This window comes from Paraburkholderia sp. Ac-20340, from assembly GCF_017104965.1.
In the GTDB taxonomy this organism is placed as follows: Bacteria; Pseudomonadota; Gammaproteobacteria; order Burkholderiales; family Burkholderiaceae; genus Paraburkholderia.
Window position 1 is genome coordinate 1 of the sequence record NZ_JAAGPR010000045.1, and the last position, 22,242, is coordinate 22,242.

Sequence of the window (22,242 nt, forward strand, 5' to 3'; positions counted from 1 at the left end):
GTGAAGATTTCCTTCTGGTCCTTGCCCAGAATGATGGCGACGTCGACCTTGGCTTCACGATAGGCGGCGGCCATCTTGTCGAGTGCGGCGCGGCAGCGCGCGGCGCGTGCGGTGCGTTCTTCCAGCGCAACGCCAGGGGCAAATACGGGTGGTTCGAGCGGCCATTCTGCGGGTTCGCCGGGTTCGGGGTCGAGCGGCGGTTCGGGATCGACATCGGGCCATCACGAGCACAAACCCGGCACCGGTACGCACTGACTGCGTGACTAATCAGATACTTACGAGATAAAACGGCATCTTCGGGTGCCGTTTTTATTTGCCCGATTTTGATGCGGCCCCAATAAAAAAGCACCGCAATGCACCATGACGATAATTGGGGTCTAAACATGCACATTTATTTGCATGCCCTTGATTCGTCGCGTATATTCGCCTTTCGGCTCTCCTGGACGCACAACGCGGGAAGCCAGCATCGCCCGCGCAACGCCGTACAGCGGTCACGCAAGCGGCGGGAAAACAAAGTACGGAATCAACGGCCATCCCCCGGCCCCTCTTGGACGGTGTCCCCATGAACGATCACCTGCAGCGCGCCGCGGTGCCCGCCGCGCAAGGTCTGTATGACCCGCAAAACGAACACGACGCTTGTGGCGTCGGCTTCGTCGCCCACATCAAGGGCAAGAAGAGCCACGAAATCATTCAGCAAGGCCTGAAGATTCTCGAAAACCTCGACCACCGGGGCGCCGTCGGCGCCGATCCGCTGATGGGCGACGGCGCGGGCATCCTGATCCAGATTCCGGACGCGTTCTATCGCGAAGAAATGGCTCGTCAGGGCGTGACGCTGCCGCCGTTCGGCGAGTACGGCGTCGGCATGGTCTTCCTGCCGAAGGAACACGCTTCGCGTCTCGCCTGCGAGCAGGAACTCGAGCGCACGGTGCGTGCAGAAGGCCAGGTCGTGCTGGGCTGGCGCGATGTGCCGGTCGACCACACGATGCCGATCTCGCCCACGGTCAAGGCCAGCGAGCCGCTGATCCGCCAGATCTTCATCGGCCGCGGCAAGGACGTGATGGTGACGGACGCGCTCGAGCGCAAGCTGTACATCATCCGCAAGACCGCAAGCCACCGCATTCAGGCGCTCAAGCTCAAGCACGGCAAGGAATACTTCGTGCCGTCGTGCTCGGCGCGCACGATTGTCTACAAGGGTCTGCTGCTCGCAGGTCAGGTTGGCGTGTACTACCGCGACCTGCAGGACGAGCGCGTGGTTTCGGCGCTGGCGCTCGTGCACCAGCGCTTCTCCACGAACACGTTCCCGGCGTGGGAACTGGCTCACCCGTACCGCATGATCGCCCACAACGGTGAAATCAACACCGTGAAGGGCAACGTGAACTGGCTGAACGCCCGTACCGGCGCGATCGCCTCGCACGTGCTGGGCGACGACCTGCCCAAGCTCTGGCCGCTGATCTACCCGGGCCAGTCGGACACGGCATCGTTCGACAACTGTCTCGAACTGCTGGTGATGGCAGGCTACCCGCTCGTCCACGCGATGATGATGATGATCCCGGAAGCCTGGGAACAGCACACGCTGATGGACGAGAACCGCAAGGCGTTCTACGAATACCACGCAGCGATGATGGAGCCGTGGGACGGCCCCGCAGCGATCGCCTTCACCGACGGCCGCCAGATCGGCGCGACGCTCGACCGTAACGGTCTGCGTCCGGCGCGCTACATCGTCACGGACGACGACCTGGTCATCATGGCGTCGGAAGCCGGCACGCTGCCGATCCCCGAATCCAAGATCGTCAAGAAGTGGCGTCTGCAGCCGGGCAAGATGTTCCTGATCGACATGGAACACGGTCGCATCATCGACGACAAGGAACTGAAGGACAACCTCGCCAACGCCAAGCCGTACAAGAGCTGGATCGACGCCGTGCGCATCAAGCTCGACGAGATCGAGCCGAAGGCGGAAGACGTCGCGACCGCGCGCGCTGAAGCCGCTGTGCTGCTCGACCGTCAGCAGGCGTTCGGCTACACGCAGGAAGACCTGAAGTTCCTGATGGCGCCGATGGCGATGTCGGGTGAAGAGGCCGTCGGTTCGATGGGCAACGACTCGCCGCTGGCGGTCATGTCCAACAAGAACAAGACGCTCTACAACTACTTCAAGCAGCTGTTCGCGCAAGTCACCAACCCGCCGATCGACCCGATCCGCGAAAACATGGTGATGTCGCTCGTGTCGTTCATCGGCCCGAAGCCGAACCTGCTCGACACCAACAACATCAACCCGCCGATGCGTCTCGAAGTGTCGCAGCCGGTGCTCGACTTCAAGGACATCGCGAAGATCCGCGCGATCGAGCAGTACACGGGCGGCAAGTTCAGCAGCTACGAGCTGAACATCTGCTATCCGGTGGCCTGGGGCAAGGAAGGTATCGAAGCGCGTCTGGCGTCGCTGTGCGCGGAAGCCGTCGATGCGGTGAAGTCGGGCTACAACATCCTGATCGTGTCGGACCGCAAGGCCGACCGCGACAATGTGGCGATTCCGGCGCTGCTCGCCACCTCGGCGATCCACTCGCACCTCGTCCAGCACGGTCTGCGCACGAGCACGGGTCTGGTCGTGGAAACGGGTTCGGCGCGTGAAACGCACCACTTCGCGCTGCTCGCGGGCTTCGGCGCAGAAGCCGTGCACCCGTACCTCGCGATGGAATCGCTCGCGCAGATGGCGCAGGGCCTGAAGGGCGACCTGTCGGCGGACAAGGCTGTCTACAACTTCACCAAGGCAGTGGGCAAGGGCCTGCTCAAGGTGATGTCGAAGATGGGCATCTCCACGTACATGTCGTACACGGGCGCGCAGATTTTCGAAGCCGTCGGTCTGGCTGACGACCTCATCGCCAAGTACTTCAAGGGCACGGCGTCGAAGGTCGGCGGTATCGGCCTGTTCGAAGTGGCGGAAGAAGCGATCCGTCTGCACCACGACGCATTCGGCGACAACCCGGTTCTCGCCAACATGCTCGACGCAGGCGGCGAGTACGCGTTCCGCGTGCGCGGCGAAGACCACATGTGGACGCCGGACGCGATCGCCAAGCTCCAGCACTCGGCACGCAGCAACTCGTACCAGACGTACAAGGAATACGCGCACCTGATCAACGATCAGACGAAGCGTCACATGACCTTCCGCGGTCTGTTCGAGTTCCGCATCAACCCGTCGAGCGCGATCTCGATCGACGACGTCGAACCGGCCAAGGAAATCGTCAAGCGCTTTGCGACTGGCGCGATGTCGCTCGGCTCGATCAGCACGGAAGCGCACGCCACGCTGGCTGTCGCGATGAACCGTATCGGCGGCAAGTCGAACACGGGTGAAGGCGGCGAAGACGAGAAGCGTTATCGCAACGAGCTGCGCGGCATTCCGATCAAGAACGGCGACACGATGCGTTCGATCATCGGTGAGGAAGTCATCAAGGACATCCCGCTGAAGGACGGCGACTCGCTGCGTTCGAAGATCAAGCAGGTCGCGTCGGGCCGTTTCGGCGTGTCGGCGGAGTATCTGTCGTCGGCTGACCAGATCCAGATCAAGATGGCGCAGGGCGCGAAGCCGGGCGAAGGCGGTCAGCTGCCGGGCCACAAGGTTTCGGAGTACATCGGCAAGCTGCGTTACTCGGTGCCGGGCGTGGGCCTCATTTCGCCGCCGCCGCACCACGACATCTACTCGATCGAAGATCTGGCACAGCTGATTCACGATCTGAAGAACGTGAACCCGGTTTCGTCGATCTCGGTGAAGCTGGTGTCGGAAGTGGGCGTGGGCACGGTGGCAGCCGGCGTGGCGAAGGCCAAGGCCGACCACGTCGTGATCGCCGGTCACGACGGCGGCACGGGCGCATCGCCGCTCTCGTCGCTCAAGCACGCAGGCACGCCGTGGGAACTGGGTCTGGCGGAAACGCAGCAGACCCTGGTGCTGAACCAGCTGCGCGGCCGTATCCGCGTGCAGGCCGACGGTCAGATGAAGACCGGCCGCGACGTGGTGATCGGTGCGCTGCTCGGCGCGGACGAATTCGGCTTTGCGACGGCGCCGCTCGTCGTGCAGGGCTGCATCATGATGCGCAAGTGCCATCTGAACACCTGCCCGGTCGGCGTTGCGACGCAAGATCCGGTGCTGCGCGCGAAGTTCTCGGGCCAGCCCGAGCACGTCGTCAACTTCTTCTTCTTCATCGCTGAAGAAGTGCGCGAAATCATGGCGCAACTGGGTATCCGCAAGTTCGACGATCTGGTCGGCCGCGCGGATCTGCTCGACACGCGCCGTGGCGTGGAACACTGGAAGGCCAAGGGTCTGGACTTCTCGCGCGTGTTCTACCAGCCGCTGGTTGGCGAAGACGTGGCACGCAAGCACGTCGACACGCAGGACCACGGTCTGGACCGCGCGCTCGATCACACGCTGATCGAGAAGGCGAAGGCCGCGATCGACAAGGGCGAGCACGTCTCGTTCATCCAGCCGGTGCGCAACGTCAACCGTACGGTCGGCGCGATGCTCTCGGGCATGGTCGCGAAGAAGTACGGCCACGACGGTCTGCCGGAAGATTCGATCCACATCCAGCTCAAGGGCACGGCGGGTCAGAGCTTCGGCGCGTTCCTCGCACGCGGCATCACGCTGGACCTCGTGGGCGACGGTAACGACTACGTGGGCAAGGGCCTGTCGGGTGGCCGCATCATCATCCGTCCGACCAACGACTTCCGCGGCAAGTCCGAAGAGAACATCATCTGCGGCAACACGGTGATGTACGGCGCACTCGAAGGCGAAGCCTTCCTGCGCGGCGTGGCGGGCGAGCGTTTCGCGGTGCGTAACTCGGGCGCGACGGCGATCGTCGAAGGCACGGGCGACCACGGCTGCGAATACATGACGGGCGGCACGGTGGTGGTGCTCGGCGAAACGGGCCGTAACTTCGCGGCGGGCATGTCGGGCGGTATCGCCTACGTGTACGACCCGGAAGGCACCTTCGCCGGCAAGTGCAACAAGTCGATGGTCACGCTCGATCCGGTGCTGCAACAGGCCGAACAGGAACGCACGGTCGACCGCACGCTGTGGCACGCAGGCCAGACCGACGAAGCGCTGCTCAAGGGACTCGTCGAGCGTCACTTCCAGTTCACCGGCTCGCCGCGTGCGAAGGCGCTGCTGGAAAACTGGGATGCGGCACGCCGCCAGTTCGTGAAGGTGTTCCCGACGGAATACAAGCGCGCACTGGGCGAAATCGGCGCGAAGAAGGCGAACCAGGAAGTACTGGCCGCTTAAGCGTCGAGACGACTCCAAGACGAAGCGCCCGCTGCGCACTTTAGTGATGCAGCGGCGGGCGCGGTCCCCCTCACTGAATAGATTAGATAGACGAGAGCCACATGGGTAAGGCAACCGGTTTTCTCGAGTTCGAGCGCCAGCATGAGGCGTACGAAGCACCGCTCACGCGCGTGAAGCACTACAAGGAATTCGTCGCGGCGCTCTCCGACGCCGACGCGAAGGTCCAGGGCGCACGCTGCATGGACTGCGGCATCCCGTTCTGCAACAACGGCTGCCCGGTCAACAACATCATTCCGGACTTCAACGACCTCGTGTTCCGCCAGGACTGGAAGAACGCGATCGAAGTCCTGCACTCGACCAACAACTTCCCCGAGTTCACGGGCCGTATCTGCCCGGCGCCCTGCGAAGCGGCGTGTACGCTCGGCATCAACAACGATCCGGTCGGCATCAAGTCGATCGAGCACGCGATCATCGACAAGGCCTGGGCCGAAGGCTGGGTCGCGCCGCAAGTCGCGAAGCACAAGACGGGCAAGAAGGTTGCCGTCGTCGGTTCGGGTCCTGCGGGTCTGGCCACGGCGCAGCAACTCGCGCGCGCCGGTCATGACGTGACCGTGTTCGAAAAGAACGATCGCATCGGCGGCCTGCTGCGTTACGGCATCCCCGACTTCAAGCTGGAAAAGTGGCTGATCGACCGCCGCATGCGCCAGATGGAAGCCGAAGGCGTGACGTTCCGCACCAACGTGTTCATCGGCAAGGGTGAACTGCCGGCGTACATCGGCAACACGGCCAAGGAAACCATTTCGCCGGACGAGCTGAAGGAACAGTTCGACGCCGTGGTGATCGCGGGCGGTTCGGAAACGCCGCGCGACCTGCCGGTGCCGGGCCGCGAACTCGAAGGCGTGTACTACGCCATGGACTTCCTGCCGCAGCAGAACAAGGTCAACGCCGGCGACAAGCTGCCGAACCAGCTGCTGGCCAAGGGCAAGCACGTGGTCGTGATCGGCGGCGGCGATACGGGTTCCGACTGCGTCGGCACCTCGAACCGTCACGGCGCGAAGAACGTCACGCAGTTCGAACTGCTGCCGCAACCGCCGGAAGAAGAGAACAAGCCGCTCGTGTGGCCGTACTGGCCGGTCAAGCTGCGCACCTCGTCGTCGCACGAAGAAGGCTGCTCGCGTGACTGGGCAGTCGCGACCAAGCGCCTCGAAGGCAAGAACGGCAAGGTCGAGAAGCTGATCGCCGCGCGCGTCGAGTGGAAGGACGGCAAGATGGTCGAAGTGCCGGATTCGGAATTCGAAATGAAGGCCGATCTGGTGCTGCTGGCGATGGGCTTCACGCAGCCGGTTTCGCCGGTGCTGGAAGCGTTCGGCGTCGACAAGGATGCGCGCGGCAACGTGCGCGCCGCGACCGAAGGCGACAAGGCGTACTACACGTCGGTGGACAAGGTGTTCACGGCAGGCGACATGCGCCGTGGCCAGTCGCTCGTCGTGTGGGCGATCCGTGAAGGCCGTCAATGCGCGCGCTCCGTCGACGCGTTCCTGATGGGCAGCACCGAACTGCCGCGCTAAGTTTTCTTGTGCGTCCCGCCGGTTGCGGCGGAACGCATGGGAGACGGCAGGAGACACTTGCTTGAGAAGCCGGGCATCCGCAAGGATGACCCGGCTTTTTTACGTCGGGCTTTTTACGTCGCTGCGTCGGGCGAGCGGCGTACCATGACCCGATTGCCTGACGATTCAAGGCTCGCGATCATGTCCGGAGCCCGCGAAAACGTGCAGCAAAGCGATCAGTGGAAGCGCTGTTTCATCGCGCTCGCGCCCGATGCGCCAACGCGCGACGCACTCGCCGCGCTCGACGTGCCGCCCAACGCGCGACGCGTGCCGACTGCGCAATTGCATCTGACCGTGACGTTCATTGGCGCGATGTCGTTCGCGCAGGGCGAGGCGCTGGCCGGGCGGCTCGCGCAGCAGGCGGCGTCGCTGGCCTCGCCGTTTCCGGCGGCATCCGTCACGCAGATCGAATGCTGGCCAGGCCGCGCGCAGCCGCGCCTGATGGTGGCGGTGCTCGCGATGTCCGATGCGTTCACGGCGCTCGACTGGGGAGTGCGTTCGTCGATGGGCGAAGTGGGTTTGCCGCTCGATGCGCGCGCGTTTCGTCCGCATGTGACGATCGCGCGCTTCACCCGCGATGCGCGCGGCGCGCCGCCGGTTATGTCGGGCGACAGCTTGCCGCCGCTGAGGTTCACGTCGCTCGTGCTGTATTCGAGCACGCTCGCGAAGCAGGGCGCGAAGTATGAGGCGCTGGCGAGCGTGGCGCTCTAAAGCTTGGCTGATTGCCGCCGCTTATTGGCGCCGCTCATTGACGTCGCTCATTGCCGTCGATATCGCGCCAAAGTCAGCCCATCCAGATCGATTTCCGGCGCGCGCTGCGTGACGAGATCGGCGATCACGCGGCCCGAGCCCATCGACATCGCCCAGCCCGTCGAGCCGTGGCCGACGTTGAGCCATAAACCGTCGACGCCCGACGTGCCCAGCAGCGGCGCGCCGTCCGGCACCATCGGGCGGCGTCCGACCCAGAATTGCGCCGACGAAGGCGTCGCCGCATGCGGGAACCAGTCGTCGAGCACTTTCATCAGCGTCTGCAAGGCCTGCTCGCGCAGCGTCGTGCGATGGTTGCCGAGTTCCGCCGTGCCCGCCACGCGCAGATATGGCCCGAAGCGCGTGATCGCGGTCTTGAGCGACTCGTCCATGAGCGCGGCGCGCGGCGCTTTTTGTTCGTCGACGACCGGCAGCGTGGCCGAATAGCCCTTCACCGGATACAGCGGCACGCGCACGCCCAGCGGTGCGACCAGCGCGGCGCTTTCCACGCCCAGCGCGACCACCACGGAGTCTGCGGCGAGCGTCTGCGGCGCGGCATTGGCCGCCGGTTCGCTGAGATCGGCCGGGCGCAGCACTTCGGCGGGCGCGCGGCGCTGCTCGCGGCGATTGCGCGCCTCGCGTCCCGGCACGGGCCGCACGCGCACGCCCGTGATCTTGCCGCCCGCGGCTTCGAGCGCGAGCACTTCGGTATCGAAGACGAACTTCACGCCCTTGCTCTCGCACACGGCGCGCAACTCGCGTGTGAAACGGGCGCAGTCGCCGGCTTCGTCGTCGGGCAGATAGATGCCGGCGACGGGTTTCGTGCGCGACCACGCGAGGCCCGGTTCGACCTGCGCGCAGGCCGCGGCATCCAGTTCGCGCCAGGCGATGCCCGCGTCGCGCAGCACGGCCAGCGCCGGTTGCGCGAGTTCGACGTCGTAGTCGCTGCGAAAGAGTTGCAGATAGCCCTGGCTGCGTCCGTACTCGAACGCATGCTGCGCGCGAAACGCGTGCAGACATTCTCGGCTGTAGTACGCGATGCGCTGCATGCGCTGCTTGTTGACGCGAAAACGCGCAAGGTCGCATTCGCGCAGCCAGCGCGCGATCCAGCGCCACTGCGCGGTGTCGAGCGCAGGCCGGAAGATCAGCGGCGAAGTGGGCTTGAGCAGATATTGGATGAGCTTGCCCGGCATGCCCGGCGCCGCCCACGGCGTAACGTAGCCCGGCGCGATCACGCCCGCGTTGCCGAAGCTCGTGCCGAGCGCGACACCAGGCTCGCGCTCGATGACCGTGACGTCGCAGCCTCGTTCGCTCAAATAATAAGCAGTGGCGACACCGATAACACCGGCGCCGAGGACGATCGTTTTCATGCCGGACGTAGCGGTCGGAGCCGTGGTTGCATTGGGGACAGACGATATTGCAGCACGTTCAGACTCATTGTGCAGTGGAATCGGCAGAAGGTTTAGCGGGCGCAGGCAGGCGGTTTTTGTCGCTGGCGGGCTCCAGCACCTTGCCTTTAGTTTCGGGCAGGCACAGTGCGGCAACGATCACGAGCAGATAACCCGCGCCGGCCACTGTGCCGCTTGCTTTCTGGCGTCGAACGCGGCCACGGCATCGCCGCCGGAACCGGCGTCGAGCAGGCGGCGCTCGTGGTTGTTCAGTCTACTGAACCATTGGAATGAGCGCATCGCGCTTCGTCTCCCCCTCGTTTGTTGTGCGGGCCACGACCGGTGGGGCGGTGGGTGGCCGATCTTTGTCTGACAGCGCGCGATGCGACGTCCGTCAGAATGACGGCTATTTTACGGTGCGATGCGCCGTCGAGGCGAGGGGCGTTGAAAGCGGGGTGTCGGCGAACGCCGTGGCCGCGTGCGGGCCGGGGAGGGAAGCTGGATCGCGAGCGAACGCGTGTCGCTCGCTGCTTGCGCTCAACCGCGTGGGGTTGAGCGCAAACGGGGTTTTCGCAGGAGCGCCGGGCGCTCCACTTACGTATCGATCACGCGGCGACGCGCTCTTCCGGCGAGCGCTCGATTTCGAGCGTTTCGTGGTGATACGCCGAAAGCGATTCGCGATGCGCGACGCTCACGATCGCCGCCTTCGGCAGACGCTCGACGAAGAGCTTGTACAGACGCCCTTCGTTATCGGGATCGAGCGCGCTGGTCGCTTCGTCGAGGAACAGATAGTCGGGCTTGTGCAGCAGCACGCGCGCGCCGGCGAGGCGTTGCTGTTCGCCCGGCGAGAGCACGCGCGACCAGTGCGCGGACTCGCCCAGACGCTCTGCGTATTCTTCCAGGCGGCAGGCGCGCAGCGCTTCGCGGCAGTCTTCGTCGCTGTAATCGTCGGCGGGCGAGGGGTAGGTGAGCGCCGCCTTGAGCGAGCCGATCGGTAGATAGCTTTGCTGCGGGATGAACATCATGCGCGCATCCACCGGCGCGTCGATCGAGCCTTCGCCGAACGGCCAGAGACCCGCGAGCGCGCGCATCAGCGTGCTCTTGCCCGCGCCCGACGGACCGCGCACGAGCCAGCGCGAACCCGGCTTGATGGCGATGTCGCGCACTTCCGAAAGCGGCTTGCCGTTGGGCAGCGCAAGCTTCAGATGTTCCGTGCTGAGCTGGCTCGCATCGACGAAATGCAGGTTGATGCCGCCGTGTTCCGTGGCCGGCGAGACGGTTTCTTTCAGACGCGGCGAATGCACCACGCGCACGAATTCGCGCAGACGGTTCACGGTAGCGCGCCACTCGACGAGGGTCGCGTAACTGTTGATGAACCACGAGAACGAATCGCTCACGGTGCCGAAGGCCTGCGAAATCTGCATCAGCACGCCGAAGGTGAAGGCGCCCGCGAAGTAGCGCGGCGCGGCCACCACGAGCGGGAAAATGATGGCGATCTGGCCGTAGAAGCTCAGCACGAAGGTGAGGCGCTTGGTGTACTTCATCACGCGCCACCAGTTCTCGCGGATGTGCGAGAACAGGCCCTGGGCGTTGCCGCGCTCGGTGTTCATGCCGTCGTACAGCGCGATCTGCTCGGCGTTTTCGCGCAGGCGGATCAGGCCGAAGCGGAAGTCCGCTTCCACCTTCTGTTGCTGATAGTTGATCGACACGAGCGGATGGCCGACCTTCTGGATCACGAGCGAACCGAACACGGCGTAGAGCGCGGCGGCCCAGACCATGTAGCCGGGAATCGTGATGGGCGTGGCGCCCAGCGAGAAAGTCAGTGCGCCGGCGAGCGACCACAGGATCGTGATGAACGACACCAGCGTGACGACCGTCGAAAGCAGATCGAGCGTGAGCGACAGCGTGGTGGTGGCGAACGACTGCAGGTCGTCGCTGATCCGCTGGTCGGGGTTATCGGCGAGACGGTCGCGCTCGATGCGGTAGAACGCGCCCTGGCCGAGCCACTCGTTCAGAAAGCGCGTGGTGAGCCACTGGCGCCAGCGGAAGCCGAGCATCTGGCGCAGATAGCGCCCGTACACCGCGAGGATGATGAAGCCGAACGCGAGCACGGTGAAGATCATCAGCAGATGCGGGAACTGCTTGACGTCCTTGTTCTGCAGCGCGTTGTAGAAGTCCGCGTTCCAGCTATTGAGCCGCACGTTGATCCACACGACGAGCAGATTCATCACGATGATCGCGACGAGCAGGCTCCATGCGATCCAGCGTTCCTCGGAGACCCAGTAGGGCTTGATCAGGCTCCAGGCCGTGATCTTGTGATGCTCGTTCTGATCCGGCGTGGCGCGGGGAGTGGAGTTGGTCATGTGCGTCCTGATGTTGTACCGGCCCGCGGCCGGAATCGACGATGCCCGCCATCGCTGGTGTGATGCGGTGGCATGCTGCCGTGCGCGTGTTGCTCAACAGCGCTGGGATTCTGTCCCGCAGCGCTTAAACGAGTCTTAACCGTGCAGCAATCTCGACCCTTGAGGCCTTGCTGCGCAATGCGATCCGGCACTCGCGCCGGCTCAGCGCATTGTGCCAGAGCGGTGATTGTGCGCCTGCCCCGGCGGTTTGCGGCGCGCGCGGCTTTTGTGGTCTAATGGCCGTTGACGAAACAGGGGTGCTTCACCGGTATGCCGGGCATGCCACAGTGAGGCTGAGAGAGACCCTTCGCACCCGATCCGGGTAATACCGGCGCGGGAAGTTTCCGGAAAGTCTTGCTGGCGCTATTTTTCAGCCGATCCACGCAGGCCCATGCAGCGGCCACGTTATTCGTCGGTTGAAAACGATTTATTCGGGCGTCCAGATTCCCGCCGGGCAATCTTCGCGGCGCAGCGCGTTCGATACACCTCATCGCGCTCCATCGCGGTTGCACGGCCGGCTTTGCCAGCCGGTTTCGTCCTTGGGTACGCATGCTTCTTGCCGTACGGAAAGGATACGATGACCGCCGCTTCTAACTTACATTCCGATCGCTCCCTGGTTTCCGGCGCACGCGCGTCCGCACCGGCTATGCCCGATTTCGCCGTTCTCGGCGGCGGGCTGAGCGGGCGTCTGGTCGCCTGGCGTCTTGCGGGCGCAGGCCATCGCGTGGCGCTCTACGAGCGCGGCGGACCCGAAGGCGGGGAAGCCGCCGCGTGGGTCGCGGCCGCCATGCTGGCGCCGCTCGCGGAAGCGGCCGTCGCCGAATTGCTGATCACAGAACTGGGCGTCGCCTCGCTCGACACCTGGCCGCAAATCCTGGCCGAACTGCCCGAACCCGTCTTCTTCCAGCGCAACGGCACGCTCGTGGTCTGGCATCACGCCGATCGCACCGAAGCGCCGCTGTTCGAGCGCCGCGTGCGCGCCAACGCGCCGCGCGAACTCGCCGATGCCCACTTCACGACGCTGCAAGGCGCGCAACTCGACGCCGCCGAACCGGCGCTCGCCGGGCGTTTCGCGCGCGGCTGGCTGCTCGACGGCGAAGGCCAGCTCGATAACCGCCAGGCGCTGGCCGCACTCGCTGCGGGCCTCGCGCAACGCGGCGTGCAGACGCACTGGAACACGAGCGTCGATGACGCCAACCTGCCGCCCGCGCGCGTGACGATCGATTGCCGCGGTCTGGGCGCCAAGCCCGCGCTGCCCGCGCTGCGCGGCATTCGCGGGGAAGTGGCGCGCGTGCACGCGCCGGGCATCGGCCTGACGCGGCCGGTGCGCCTGCTGCATCCGCGCTATCCGCTCTATATCGCGCCCAAGCAGAACGATCTCTATGTGATCGGCGCGACCGAAATCGAAGGCGAGGACCGCTCGCCGGTCAGCGTGCGTTCGGCGCTCGAACTGCTGAGCGCGGCGTTCGCCGTGCATCCGGCGTTCGGCGAGGCGCGCATCCTCGAACTCAACTCGCAGTGCCGCCCGACGTTGCCCGACCATCGCCCCGCGTTGTTCTGGGACGGTGCCGCGACGCTGCGCGTGAACGGCCTGTATCGCCACGGTTTCATGATCGCGCCCGCTGTCGCCGACGAAGCCGTGCGCGTGGCCGAAGCCATGCTGGCGGGCCATGTCGCCGATGCCGACGCCTTCGAAGCGCTGCGCGCCGGATCGCGCTGGGCCTCGATGCTGCACATCGCGCAGTCCCAGCACAGCAAAGCCGCGCCCGCGCACGCCTGAGCGCCGCGAACACATACATCGGGGCGCGCTGCTTGCTGCCTCGCACGATTCAACCGTAGTCAGACGCCGTTACACGGCTAGTGAAAGATTCGCCATGGACATCCAGATCAACCAGAAGCCGCTCACGCTGCCCGAGGGCGCGACCGTCGCCGATGCGCTTGCCGCATTTGGCGCGCAGCCGCCGTTCGCGGTCGCCGTGAATGGCGATTTCGTCGCGCGCGGCCAGCATGGCGCGCGCACGCTGTCGGCGGGCGACCGCCTCGACGTCGTGAGCCCGGTGGCCGGCGGCTGATCGCACGGCTCGCGCCAGACGATCCGCCCACGCCACACGCCAAGGAATACACGCCATGACCACCCAACACACCGCCGACGCGCTCACGCTCTACGGCGAAACCTTCCAGAGCCGCGTGCTGCTCGGCACCTCGCGCTATCCGTCGCTGCAATCGCTGTCGGATTCGATGCAAGCCGCGCGCCCCGGCATGATCACCGTCGCGCTGCGCCGCCAGATGAACGACGGCACGGCCGAAGCCGGCTTCTTCGATCTGCTCAAGCGCCATGGCGTGCCGCTGCTGCCGAACACGGCCGGCTGCCTGACCGTCAACGAAGCCGTGACCACGGCCCACATGGCGCGCGAAGTCTTCGACACCGACTGGATCAAGCTCGAACTGATCGGCGATGACTACACGCTGCAGCCCGATCCGGTCGGCCTGATCGAAGCGGCCGCACGTCTCGTGAAAGACGGCTTCAAGGTGCTGCCGTATTGCACCGAAGACCTCGTGATCGGCCGCCGCCTGCTCGACGCCGGTTGCGAAGCGCTGATGCCGTGGGGCGCGCCCATCGGCACCGGCAAGGGCGTGATCAATCCCTACGGCCTGCGCGTGCTGCGCGAGCGTCTGCCCGACGTGCCGCTGATCGTCGATGCGGGTCTGGGCCTGCCGTCGCACGCGGCGCAGGTAATGGAGTGGGGCTTCGACGGCGTGCTGCTCAATACGGCCGTGGCGCAGGCGACGCACCCGGAAGCGATGGCGCGCGCCTTCGCGCTGGGCGTGGAAGCGGGCCGCACGGCGTATCTCGCCGGGCCGATGGCCGAACGCGAAGCCGCGGTGGCGAGCACGCCGGTCGTCGGCATGCCGTTCTGGCACCAGGATGGAGGCAAGTAATGACCAATACGTTGAAACTGAAAGACCGCGAACTGTTCTGGCCGCCGGCCGATGAACTCGCCGAAACCGCCGAAGGCATCCGCGCGAAGCTGGGCGACTGGCCGGCGACGCACGCGCCGTGGCGCCTGTGCCTCACGCCGCCGGACGCGCCCAACGGCGGCGATCTGATCGTCGTGACCGATGCCGCGCCGCATCTGGAAAACATCGCGCGCTGGATGACCGAAGGCGCGGGCGTGATCGAGGCGAAAGGCGACGATCCTGCCGCCGCGCTCGTGACGCTGCATCTGGGCGGCGAGCGCTACGCGCTGCAAGGCTCGCTGGCCGAAGACTGGATTGCCGCGCTGGCGGCTTTCCTCGACTGCGGTTTCGATCCGCACGACGCGCTCGTGCTGGCGCTCGCCTGGCGTGACGGCGATGAACAGAAAGACGACGCCTGGCCCGTCGATATCGCGCGCTTCCCGCGCGTGCTGGGCCTGCCGGACGCGCCTGCGCGCCCGTTCGCGACCTGCCCGCAAAAGCTCGGCCTGTACCCCGTGCTGCCGAGCGCCGACTGGGTCGAGCGCGTGCTCGACTTCGGCGTGAAGACCGTGCAGTTGCGCAGCAAGAAGACGGCCTCGGCGGAACTCACGCACGAGATCGAGCGCTGCGTCGCGGCTGGTCGCAAGCACGATGCGCAACTGTTCATCAACGATCACTGGCAGGCGGCGATGGCGGCGGGCGCTTACGGCGTCCACCTCGGCCAGGAAGATCTGCGCGAAGCCGATCTGCACGCGCTGGCGGCATCGGGCATTCGCCTCGGCCTGTCCACGCACGGTTACTTCGAAATGCTCACGGCGCTGCACTTCCGCCCGAGCTACATCGCGTGCGGCGCGGTGTTCGCCACCACGACCAAGGAAATGCCCACGGCCCCGCAAGGCATGAAGCGCCTCAAGCGCTACGTGCAACTGCTCGAAGGCGTGGTGCCGATGGTCGCGATCGGCGGCATCGACGGTGCCGTCCTGCCGGAAGTGCTCGCCACCGGCGCGGGCAGTGCGGCGGTCGTGCGCGCCGTCACCGAGGCGGCCGAACCGGCTGCCGCCGTTGCTGCGCTGCGCAAAGCGTTTACGCAATAATGCCCCGGCCTCGCCGCGCTTCGTTCCTCGACAGAATCGGGGCGCGAAGCGGCGGGGAATGAGCGGCAGCAGGCGTCCTACGGCGCTGCTGCGTCAAGAAACGGTCATGGGCGCATCGCGGCATCAATTTCACGATGGCCCTATAATCCCGCCTTCGTGTAAATGGACTTGTCAGCTTACGTGCCCTCATCCTCTGAGACCCTTCTGGAGCTGCGCGACGTCGACTTCGGCTATAGCGACCGGCTCGTCCTGTCCGGACTGAACATGCGCTTTGGCCGCGGTCAGGTGGTCGCGGTCATGGGCGGCTCGGGCGGCGGCAAGACTACGGTGCTGCGCCTGATCGGCGGACTGGTGCGCGCGCAGCGCGGCCAGGTGCTATTTCAGGGCCAGGACGTCGGCGCGCAGACGCGCGAAGGCCTCTACGCGCTGCGCCGCAAAATGGGCATGCTGTTCCAGTTCGGCGCGCTGTTCACGGATATGTCGGTGTTCGACAACGTGGCCTTCGCCCTGCGCGAACACACCGATCTCCCCGAAGAACTGATCTGCGACCTCGTGCTCATGAAGCTCAACGCCGTGGGTCTGCGCGGCGCGCGCGATCTCGCGCCGTCGGAGATTTCGGGCGGCATGGCGCGCCGCGTGGCGCTTGCGCGCGCGATCGCGCTCGATCCGCAACTCATGATGTACGACGAGCCTTTCGCCGGGCTCGACCCGATTTCCCTCGGCATTACCGCGAACCTCATCCGCACGCTGAACGACGCGCTGGGCGCGACGTCCATCCTTGTCACGCATGACGTGCCGGAGTCGTTCGCCATCGCCGATTACGTGTATTTCGTCGCGAACGGCAAAGTGCAGGCGCAAGGCACACCGGCTGAGCTGCGCGCCTCGACCGATCCGATCGTGCGCCAGTTCATCGACGGCGCGCCGGACGGTCCGTTCCGCTTTCATTACCCGACGAATGTGCCGCTCGATGCGGACTTCGGCATTGGCGGAGGCCGCTCATGATCGGCGCTATCAGTTCGGTCGGGCGCGGCGTGCTCGACTCGATTACGCGCGCGGGCCACGCCACGCGTTTCTTCGTGCGCCTCGTGCTGGAATTTTTCCCGCTGCTGCGCCGTCCGCGTCTTGTCACGAAGCAGATCCACTTCGTCGGTAATTATTCGCTGCTGATCATTGCGGTGTCGGGGCTGTTTGTCGGCTTCGTGCTGGGTCTGCAGGGTTATTACACGCTCAACCGTTATGGTTCGGAGCAGGCGCTCGGTCTGCTGGTGGCGCTGTCGCTGGTGCGCGAACTCGGTCCGGTGGTCACGGCGCTGCTGTTCGCGGGCCGCGCGGGCACGTCGCTTACCGCTGAAATCGGCTTGATGAAGGCGGGCGAGCAACTGACGGCCATGGAAATGATGGCGGTCGACCCCGTGCGCATCGTGGTGGCGCCGCGCATGTGGGCGGGCGTGGTCGCCATGCCCATTCTGGCGGCCATCTTCAGCGCGGTCGGCATTCTGGGCGGCTATGTGGTGGGCGTGCTGCTGATCGGCGTGGATTCCGGCGCGTTCTGGTCGCAGATGCAGGGCGGCGTCGATGTCTGGACCGACGTGGGCAACGGCGTGATCAAGAGCATCGTGTTCGGCTTTGCCGTGACGTTCACCGCGCTGTACCAGGGTTACGAAGCGAAGCCCACGCCCGAAGGCGTGTCGCGCGCAACCACCAAGACCGTCGTGTACGCATCGCTTGCGGTGCTCGGCCTCGACTTCCTGCTTACCGCGCTGATGTTCAGCTAAAGGCTTCGGCCCGCGGCGCGCCGGTCCTCTTCAGGCGGCGCGTCAGGGCCACGCGGCAGGCGCCTTGGGGCGCCGCCGCAACGGATTCTCATTGGGATGACGATGAAAAAGACTGCTCTCGACTTCTGGGTCGGCCTGTTCGTGGTGCTGGGCTTCGTTGCGCTGCTGTTTCTCGCGCTGAAGGCCGGCAATATGAGCTCGCTCTCGTTCCAGCAGACCTACACCGTGAAGCTCAAATTCGACAACATCGGCGGTCTCAAGCCGCGCGCGCCCGTCAAGAGCGCGGGCGTGACGGTGGGCCGCGTGGCGTCGATCGGCTTCGATACCAACACCTATCAGGCGCTCGTGACGCTCAACCTGGACCAGCAGTACCCGTTCCCGAAGGACACGTCGGCGAAGATCCTGACGTCGGGTCTGCTCGGCGAGCAGTACATCGGGCTGGAGCCGGGCGGCGACACCGACATGCTCAAGAACGGCGACACGATTGCGATGACGCAGTCGGCGATCGTGCTCGAGAATCTGATCAGTCAGTTCCTGTACAGCAAGGCGGCCGATTCGGGCGCCGCGAAATCTGGCAGCAGCGCGGGTAGCAGCGCAGGCAGCGGGGCCGCGAACGGGGCGGCCGGTGGGGCAGCGGGCGGCGAGAATGCCGCTCCCGCCCCGGCGCCAGCGCAGGCAGGCTCCGGCGCGGCGGCCCAATAAGGAGAATAAAGATGATCACCACACGCATGCGCGCCATCACGATCGGCGTCGCGGCGCTCGCGCTGACGGCATGCTCGACGGTGCAGACGCCGTCGAAGGACGATCCGTGGGAAGGCTTCAACCGCACGGTCTACACCTTCAACGACAAGGTGGACCAGTACGCGCTCAAGCCGGTCGCGAAGGGTTACGTGAAGGTCACGCCGCAGCCGGTGCGTGACAGCGTGACGAACTTCTTCGCCAATATCGGCGATGTCTACAACGCGGCCAATAACTTCCTGCAGCTGAAGATCACCGATGGTGTCGAAGACATCATGCGGATCGTGATCAACACGGTCTTCGGCGTGGGCGGTCTGTTCGACGTGGCGACGCTCGCCAAGCTGCCCAAGCACAATCAGGACTTCGGCCTGACGCTCGGTCACTACGGCGTGCCGGCCGGCCCGTATCTCGTGCTGCCGCTGTTCGGGCCGAGCACGGTGCGTGACGGTGTGGGTCTTGTCGGCAACTACTTCATCAATCCGGTCAGCTATGTCGATCCGGCGGCGCTTTCGTGGGGCCTCTACGGCCTGAACGTCGTCAGCACGCGTGCGAACCTGCTGGGTGCGAGCGACCTGCTCGAAGGCGCGGCCATCGACAAGTATTCGTTCGTGCGCAACACCTATCTGCAGCGCCGCCGCTATCAGCTTTCGGATGGCCACGCGTCGCAGTCGAGCCTGCCCGATTACGGTGACGGCGCGCCGCCGCCGAACTACGGCGAGCCGGATGACGGTGCTGCGCCTGCGGCTGGCGCGGCTGCTCCGGCTTCGGGCGCGACGGCTGCGGTGCCCGCTTCGGGCACTGCGCGTGCTGCAACGCCTACGGCGGCCAGCATGTCGCCGGCCAGCCCGAACGGCGCATCGGCTGCGGCGGTGCCGGCAGGCGCTTCGGCGACCAGCGTTCCCGGCGATCAGATGATCCCGCCGGCGCGCATCGGCTATCCGGGTCTGCTGCGCCTGCATTAATCAGAAGCCCGGCGCGGCGCGGCCCAGGCGGCCGTGCGCGCCGGCGTCCCACGTCTGACGTAACAGATCGATACGCTTGTCGCAGTTTCCTGGCACTTATTGACTCGGTGCGATAGAACTCGCGTGCTATCTTTGGCGTCCAACGGGGCGTATCTCCCCATCTTGCAGGACTCGATATGAAAAAATTCTTTCTGTTTCCGATTTTTGCCATGTTTTTTGCGTTTGCCGGTTCGGCATCCGCGCAGACGGTGGACACCAGCAACCCTGACGCGATGATCAAGACGATCACGCAGCAGGTCATGGATCAGATCAAGGGCGACAAGTCGATCCAGTCGGGCGACATCTCGAAGATCACGCAACTCGTGAACGAGAAGATCCTGCCGTACACCGACTTCCGCCGCACGACGCAACTGGCGATGGGCCGCAACTGGCGCGCCGCCACGCCGGACCAGCAGCAACAGGTCATCGAGCAGTTCAAGATGCTGCTGATCCGCACGTACTCGGGCGCGCTGGCTCAGGTTCGCGACCAGCAGATCGAATACAAGCCGTTCCGCGCCAACCCGGACGATACCGATGTCGTGGTCCGTTCGACGGTGCTGAACAACGGCCAGCCGATCGAGCTCGACTACCGTCTCTACAAGACGCCGCAAGGCTGGCGCGTGTATGACATCAACGTGCTCGGCGCATGGCTGATCCAGGCTTACCAGCAGCAGTTCCAGGAAAAGATCCAGCAGGGCGGTGTGCAAGGCCTGATCTCGTTCCTGACGCAGCGTAACCAGCAACTCGCCGCCGGCAAGGCCGCTTCGTGAACGAGGGCTTCGCCATCGGCGCCACGCTGACCCACGAGAGCGCGAATGCCGCGCTCTCGGCGGGTCTCGCGCAGATCAAGGCGGGCGTGACCGCCGTCGATTGCGCGCCGCTCAAGCAATTCGATTCGTCGGCGCTTGCCGTACTGATCGCGTGGCAACGCGCCGCGCGTGAACGCGGCGCCACGCTCAGCGTTCTCAATCTGCCCACCGCGCTCGCGGCTCTCGCGCGCGCCTATGGCGTCGATACGCTCCTGCACGAGCGACATTGACGCGCGCCGGTCTCGCGCGTGATCCGCTTTAATCGGCATCAGGCGCGCGCAAACCGGCGCATTTCCCATCTCCCTGTTCAGACCGAGGTCGGGTCGGGCTTTCCGACTTGGCCTATAATCAAACGTTTTTTGGGCGTTGCCCCCGGTTCCGGGAGCGATGATGGCGCTTAAAACCGTCCCCAAATAAGGTTTCCCCGCGGTCTCCCCGCAGCATTGATGCACTTACCGGCCGCACCGTTCAAGACGGGCGGCGTCTGAGTCATGCCAGCCATAGAAATCCGTAACGTCAAGAAGCGCTACAAAGAGCTTCAGGCGCTCAAAGGCGTCAGCTTCACGGTCGAAGAGGGCGAGTTCTTCGGGCTGCTCGGCCCGAACGGCGCGGGCAAAACGACGCTCATCAGCGCGCTTGCCGGCCTCGCGCGAGCCGACGAGGGCACGATCGCCGTGCGCGGTCACGATGTCGTCAGCGACTACCGCAATGCGCGCCGCAATCTCGGCGTGGTGCCCCAGGAACTCGTTTTCGATCCGTTCTTCACGGTGCGCGAGACGCTGCGCATCCAGTCCGGCTACTTCGGTCTGCGCAATAACGACGCGTGGATCGACGAAGTCATGGCCAATCTCGATCTCACCGAGAAAGCCGACGTCAACATGCGTGCGCTCTCGGGCGGCATGAAGCGTCGCGTGCTGGTCGCGCAGGCGCTGGTGCATCGGCCGCCCGTGATCGTGCTCGACGAACCCACTGCCGGCGTGGACGTCGAATTGCGCCAGACGCTCTGGAAGTTCATCGCGCGCCTGAACCGCGAAGGGCACACCATCGTGCTCACGACGCACTATCTGGAAGAAGCGGAAGAGCTGTGCGACCGCATCGCCATGCTGCGTCGCGGCGAGGTGGTCGCGCTCGAACGCACCAGCACGCTGCTGCAACGCTTCGCGGGCACGCAGCTGTATCTGCGCTTTTCGGAAGGCGCGCTGCCCACCGAACTGCGCTCGCTCGCCGTCGATATGTCGAATTTGCCGAACGGCAACGGCAACCAGCATCTGCTGCGTCTGACGAGCTATGACGAAGTCGAGCGCATTCTCGGCCTGTGCCGCGCGAATGGCTGCAAGCTCGAAGAAATGGAAGTGCGCAAGGCCGATCTCGAAGACGTCTTCGTGCAGGTGATGAACGGTCCGGAAGTGATCGAGGGGCTCGCATGAGCGGTTTCCGTACGCTGTTTTACAAAGAAGTGCTGCGTTTCTGGAAGGTCGCCTTCCAGACCGTGCTGGCGCCGGTGATTACCGCGCTGCTCTATCTGACGATCTTCGGCCACGCGCTGCGCGGCCACGTCGAGGTCTATCCGGGCGTGGAATACACGAGCTTCCTGATCCCCGGCCTCGTGATGATGAGCGTGCTGCAGAACGCCTTCGCCAATTCGTCGTCTTCGCTGATCCAGTCGAAGATCACGGGCAATCTCGTATTCGTTCTATTGCCGCCGCTCGCCGCCTGGGAGATGTTTGGGGCTTACGTGCTCGCCTCGATCGTGCGCGGCCTCGCCGTTGGCGCGGGCGTGTTCGTCGTGACGATCTGGTTCATTCCGATGAGCTTCGCCGCGCCGCTTTACATCATCGCTTTTGCGGTGCTCGGCTCGGCGATTCTCGGCACGCTCGGCCTGATCGCCGGGATCTGGGCCGAAAAATTCGACCAGCTCGCGGCGTTTCAGAACTTTCTTATCATGCCGCTCACGTTCCTTTCGGGCGTGTTCTATTCGACGCATACGCTGCCGCCGGTCTGGCGCGAGGTGTCGCGGCTTAACCCGTTCTTCTACATGATCGACGGCTTCCGCTACGGGTTCTTCGGGCTTTCCGATATCGACCCGCTGCAAAGTCTGGCGATCGTTTTCGTCTTTTTCGTGGTGCTGGCGACGCTTGCGATGCGTCTGCTCGCAAGCGGCTACAAGCTGCGCCACTAAGCGCAATATCAGGCAGGAGCACTACCCATGTCAGCTACGTTGCCGACTCCGGAACAGGTCAAGCAGTACATCTCGGCAGGTCTCGCGTGCGAGCATCTCGAAGTCGAGGGCGATGGTCAGCACTTCTTCGCGACGATCGTCTCGTCGGCGTTCGACGGCAAGCGTCTGATCCAGCGCCATCAGCTCGTCTATGCGGCGCTCGGCGACCGTATGCGCCAGGAAATTCACGCGCTCAGCATGAAGACGCTCACGCCCGCCGAATGGCAGAACGCATAATCTGG

20 protein-coding genes and 1 riboswitch are annotated in these 22,242 nt (G+C 65.0%); of the genes, 17 read left to right on the forward strand and 3 right to left on the reverse strand.

All coding sequences use genetic code 11. The features are described 5' to 3' along the window. From G3N59_RS33490 to thpR, 4 genes are all read left to right on the forward strand, one after another. Positions 1-263: hypothetical protein (locus G3N59_RS33490; protein ID WP_205987127.1), on the forward strand; the 263-nt coding region annotated here is incomplete at its 5' end. 299 nt (positions 264-562) lie between these two features. Beyond that, positions 563-5,263, forward strand: coding sequence for a glutamate synthase-related protein (locus G3N59_RS33495; RefSeq protein WP_205987128.1), 4,701 nt, complete (start codon positions 563-565; stop codon positions 5,261-5,263). Positions 5,264-5,364: 101 nt separating this feature from the next. Next, positions 5,365-6,831 (forward strand): glutamate synthase subunit beta, encoded by a 1,467-nt coding sequence (locus G3N59_RS33500; protein ID WP_205987129.1) that lies wholly within the window; start codon positions 5,365-5,367, stop codon positions 6,829-6,831. Between the two features lie 180 nt (positions 6,832-7,011). Beyond that, a complete protein-coding gene (thpR, locus tag G3N59_RS33505; RefSeq protein WP_241024717.1) occupies positions 7,012-7,581 on the forward strand; it encodes an RNA 2',3'-cyclic phosphodiesterase in 570 nt (189 codons plus the stop codon). Between the two features lie 47 nt (positions 7,582-7,628). Here thpR and G3N59_RS33510 read toward each other — a convergent pair whose 3' ends face one another. The 3 genes from G3N59_RS33510 to G3N59_RS33520 form a co-directional block, all read right to left on the reverse strand. Then, on the reverse strand, positions 7,629-9,035 hold the full coding sequence (locus G3N59_RS33510) for a D-amino acid dehydrogenase (protein WP_346777977.1): 1,407 nt from the start codon (positions 9,033-9,035) through the stop codon (positions 7,629-7,631). 129 nt (positions 9,036-9,164) lie between these two features. Further along, positions 9,165-9,305, reverse strand: coding sequence for a hypothetical protein (locus G3N59_RS33515; protein WP_205987132.1), 141 nt, complete (start codon positions 9,303-9,305; stop codon positions 9,165-9,167). Between the two features lie 305 nt (positions 9,306-9,610). After that, positions 9,611-11,368, reverse strand: coding sequence for an ABC transporter ATP-binding protein/permease (locus G3N59_RS33520; RefSeq protein WP_205987133.1), 1,758 nt, complete (start codon positions 11,366-11,368; stop codon positions 9,611-9,613). A 282-nt stretch (positions 11,369-11,650) separates the two neighbouring features. Then, positions 11,651-11,764, forward strand: a riboswitch (TPP riboswitch). A 289-nt stretch (positions 11,765-12,053) separates the two neighbouring features. Here G3N59_RS33520 and G3N59_RS33525 point away from each other — a divergent pair. The 13 genes from G3N59_RS33525 (at position 12,054) to G3N59_RS33585 (ending at position 22,237) form a co-directional block, all read left to right on the forward strand. Next, the gene (locus G3N59_RS33525) at positions 12,054-13,187 is read left to right on the forward strand and encodes an FAD-dependent oxidoreductase (protein ID WP_205987134.1); all 1,134 of its coding nucleotides are present in this window, start codon (positions 12,054-12,056) and stop codon (positions 13,185-13,187) included. A 94-nt stretch (positions 13,188-13,281) separates the two neighbouring features. Further along, complete coding sequence (gene thiS / locus G3N59_RS33530; RefSeq protein ID WP_205987135.1) at positions 13,282-13,479, forward strand: sulfur carrier protein ThiS; 198 nt, start codon at positions 13,282-13,284, stop codon at positions 13,477-13,479. Between the two features lie 55 nt (positions 13,480-13,534). Beyond that, positions 13,535-14,347, forward strand: coding sequence for a thiazole synthase (locus G3N59_RS33535; RefSeq protein WP_205987136.1), 813 nt, complete (start codon positions 13,535-13,537; stop codon positions 14,345-14,347). Then, positions 14,347-15,459, forward strand: a complete 1,113-nt coding sequence (gene thiE, locus G3N59_RS33540) for a thiamine phosphate synthase (RefSeq protein WP_205987137.1) — start codon at positions 14,347-14,349, stop codon at positions 15,457-15,459. Before G3N59_RS33535 ends, thiE begins: the two co-directional genes overlap by 1 nt. Before the next feature lie 162 nt (positions 15,460-15,621). Continuing rightward, complete coding sequence (locus G3N59_RS33545) at positions 15,622-16,461, forward strand: ABC transporter ATP-binding protein (protein WP_205987138.1); 840 nt, start codon at positions 15,622-15,624, stop codon at positions 16,459-16,461. Then, positions 16,458-17,234, forward strand: a complete 777-nt coding sequence (gene mlaE, locus G3N59_RS33550) for a lipid asymmetry maintenance ABC transporter permease subunit MlaE (RefSeq protein WP_205987139.1) — start codon at positions 16,458-16,460, stop codon at positions 17,232-17,234. The genes G3N59_RS33545 and mlaE overlap by 4 nt, the downstream gene beginning before the upstream one ends. A 96-nt stretch (positions 17,235-17,330) precedes the next feature. Next, positions 17,331-17,936 (forward strand): outer membrane lipid asymmetry maintenance protein MlaD, encoded by a 606-nt coding sequence (gene mlaD, locus G3N59_RS33555; protein WP_205987140.1) that lies wholly within the window; start codon positions 17,331-17,333, stop codon positions 17,934-17,936. A gap of 11 nt (positions 17,937-17,947) precedes the next feature. Then, positions 17,948-18,934: a VacJ family lipoprotein gene (locus G3N59_RS33560; protein ID WP_205987141.1), complete on the forward strand. Its 987-nt coding sequence runs from the start codon at positions 17,948-17,950 to the stop codon at positions 18,932-18,934. A 176-nt stretch (positions 18,935-19,110) separates the two neighbouring features. Continuing rightward, positions 19,111-19,743, forward strand: a complete 633-nt coding sequence (locus tag G3N59_RS33565; RefSeq protein ID WP_205987142.1) for an ABC transporter substrate-binding protein — start codon at positions 19,111-19,113, stop codon at positions 19,741-19,743. After that, positions 19,740-20,012, forward strand: coding sequence for an STAS domain-containing protein (locus tag G3N59_RS33570; RefSeq protein ID WP_205987143.1), 273 nt, complete (start codon positions 19,740-19,742; stop codon positions 20,010-20,012). The genes G3N59_RS33565 and G3N59_RS33570 overlap by 4 nt, the downstream gene beginning before the upstream one ends. A gap of 261 nt (positions 20,013-20,273) precedes the next feature. Continuing rightward, entirely contained in the window at positions 20,274-21,209 is a 936-nt protein-coding gene (locus G3N59_RS33575; RefSeq protein ID WP_205987144.1) for an ABC transporter ATP-binding protein, read from the forward strand. Beyond that, positions 21,206-21,961 (forward strand): ABC transporter permease, encoded by a 756-nt coding sequence (locus tag G3N59_RS33580; RefSeq protein ID WP_205987145.1) that lies wholly within the window; start codon positions 21,206-21,208, stop codon positions 21,959-21,961. The genes G3N59_RS33575 and G3N59_RS33580 overlap by 4 nt, the downstream gene beginning before the upstream one ends. A gap of 27 nt (positions 21,962-21,988) precedes the next feature. Further along, complete coding sequence (locus tag G3N59_RS33585; RefSeq protein WP_042298005.1) at positions 21,989-22,237, forward strand: BolA family protein; 249 nt, start codon at positions 21,989-21,991, stop codon at positions 22,235-22,237. The last annotated feature ends 5 nt before the right edge of the window (positions 22,238-22,242 follow it).

Bases quoted from the DNA above. Each gene is read 5' to 3' on its own strand.
- G3N59_RS33495 (WP_205987128.1), top strand. From the start codon at position 563: ATGAACGATCACCTGCAGCGCGCCGCGGTGCCCGCCGCGCAAGGTCTG.
- G3N59_RS33500 (WP_205987129.1), top strand. From the start codon at position 5,365: ATGGGTAAGGCAACCGGTTTTCTCGAGTTCGAGCGCCAGCATGAGGCG.
- thpR (WP_241024717.1), top strand. From the start codon at position 7,012: ATGTCCGGAGCCCGCGAAAACGTGCAGCAAAGCGATCAGTGGAAGCGC.
- G3N59_RS33515 (WP_205987132.1), bottom strand. From the start codon at position 9,305: ATGCGCTCATTCCAATGGTTCAGTAGACTGAACAACCACGAGCGCCGC.
- G3N59_RS33520 (WP_205987133.1), bottom strand. From the start codon at position 11,368: ATGACCAACTCCACTCCCCGCGCCACGCCGGATCAGAACGAGCATCAC.
- G3N59_RS33525 (WP_205987134.1), top strand. From the start codon at position 12,054: ATGCCCGATTTCGCCGTTCTCGGCGGCGGGCTGAGCGGGCGTCTGGTC.
- thiS (WP_205987135.1), top strand. From the start codon at position 13,282: ATGGACATCCAGATCAACCAGAAGCCGCTCACGCTGCCCGAGGGCGCG.
- G3N59_RS33535 (WP_205987136.1), top strand. From the start codon at position 13,535: ATGACCACCCAACACACCGCCGACGCGCTCACGCTCTACGGCGAAACC.
- thiE (WP_205987137.1), top strand. From the start codon at position 14,347: ATGACCAATACGTTGAAACTGAAAGACCGCGAACTGTTCTGGCCGCCG.
- G3N59_RS33545 (WP_205987138.1), top strand. From the start codon at position 15,622: ATGGACTTGTCAGCTTACGTGCCCTCATCCTCTGAGACCCTTCTGGAG.
- mlaE (WP_205987139.1), top strand. From the start codon at position 16,458: ATGATCGGCGCTATCAGTTCGGTCGGGCGCGGCGTGCTCGACTCGATT.
- mlaD (WP_205987140.1), top strand. From the start codon at position 17,331: ATGACGATGAAAAAGACTGCTCTCGACTTCTGGGTCGGCCTGTTCGTG.
- G3N59_RS33560 (WP_205987141.1), top strand. From the start codon at position 17,948: ATGATCACCACACGCATGCGCGCCATCACGATCGGCGTCGCGGCGCTC.
- G3N59_RS33565 (WP_205987142.1), top strand. From the start codon at position 19,111: ATGAAAAAATTCTTTCTGTTTCCGATTTTTGCCATGTTTTTTGCGTTT.
- G3N59_RS33575 (WP_205987144.1), top strand. From the start codon at position 20,274: ATGCCAGCCATAGAAATCCGTAACGTCAAGAAGCGCTACAAAGAGCTT.
- G3N59_RS33580 (WP_205987145.1), top strand. From the start codon at position 21,206: ATGAGCGGTTTCCGTACGCTGTTTTACAAAGAAGTGCTGCGTTTCTGG.
- G3N59_RS33585 (WP_042298005.1), top strand. From the start codon at position 21,989: ATGTCAGCTACGTTGCCGACTCCGGAACAGGTCAAGCAGTACATCTCG.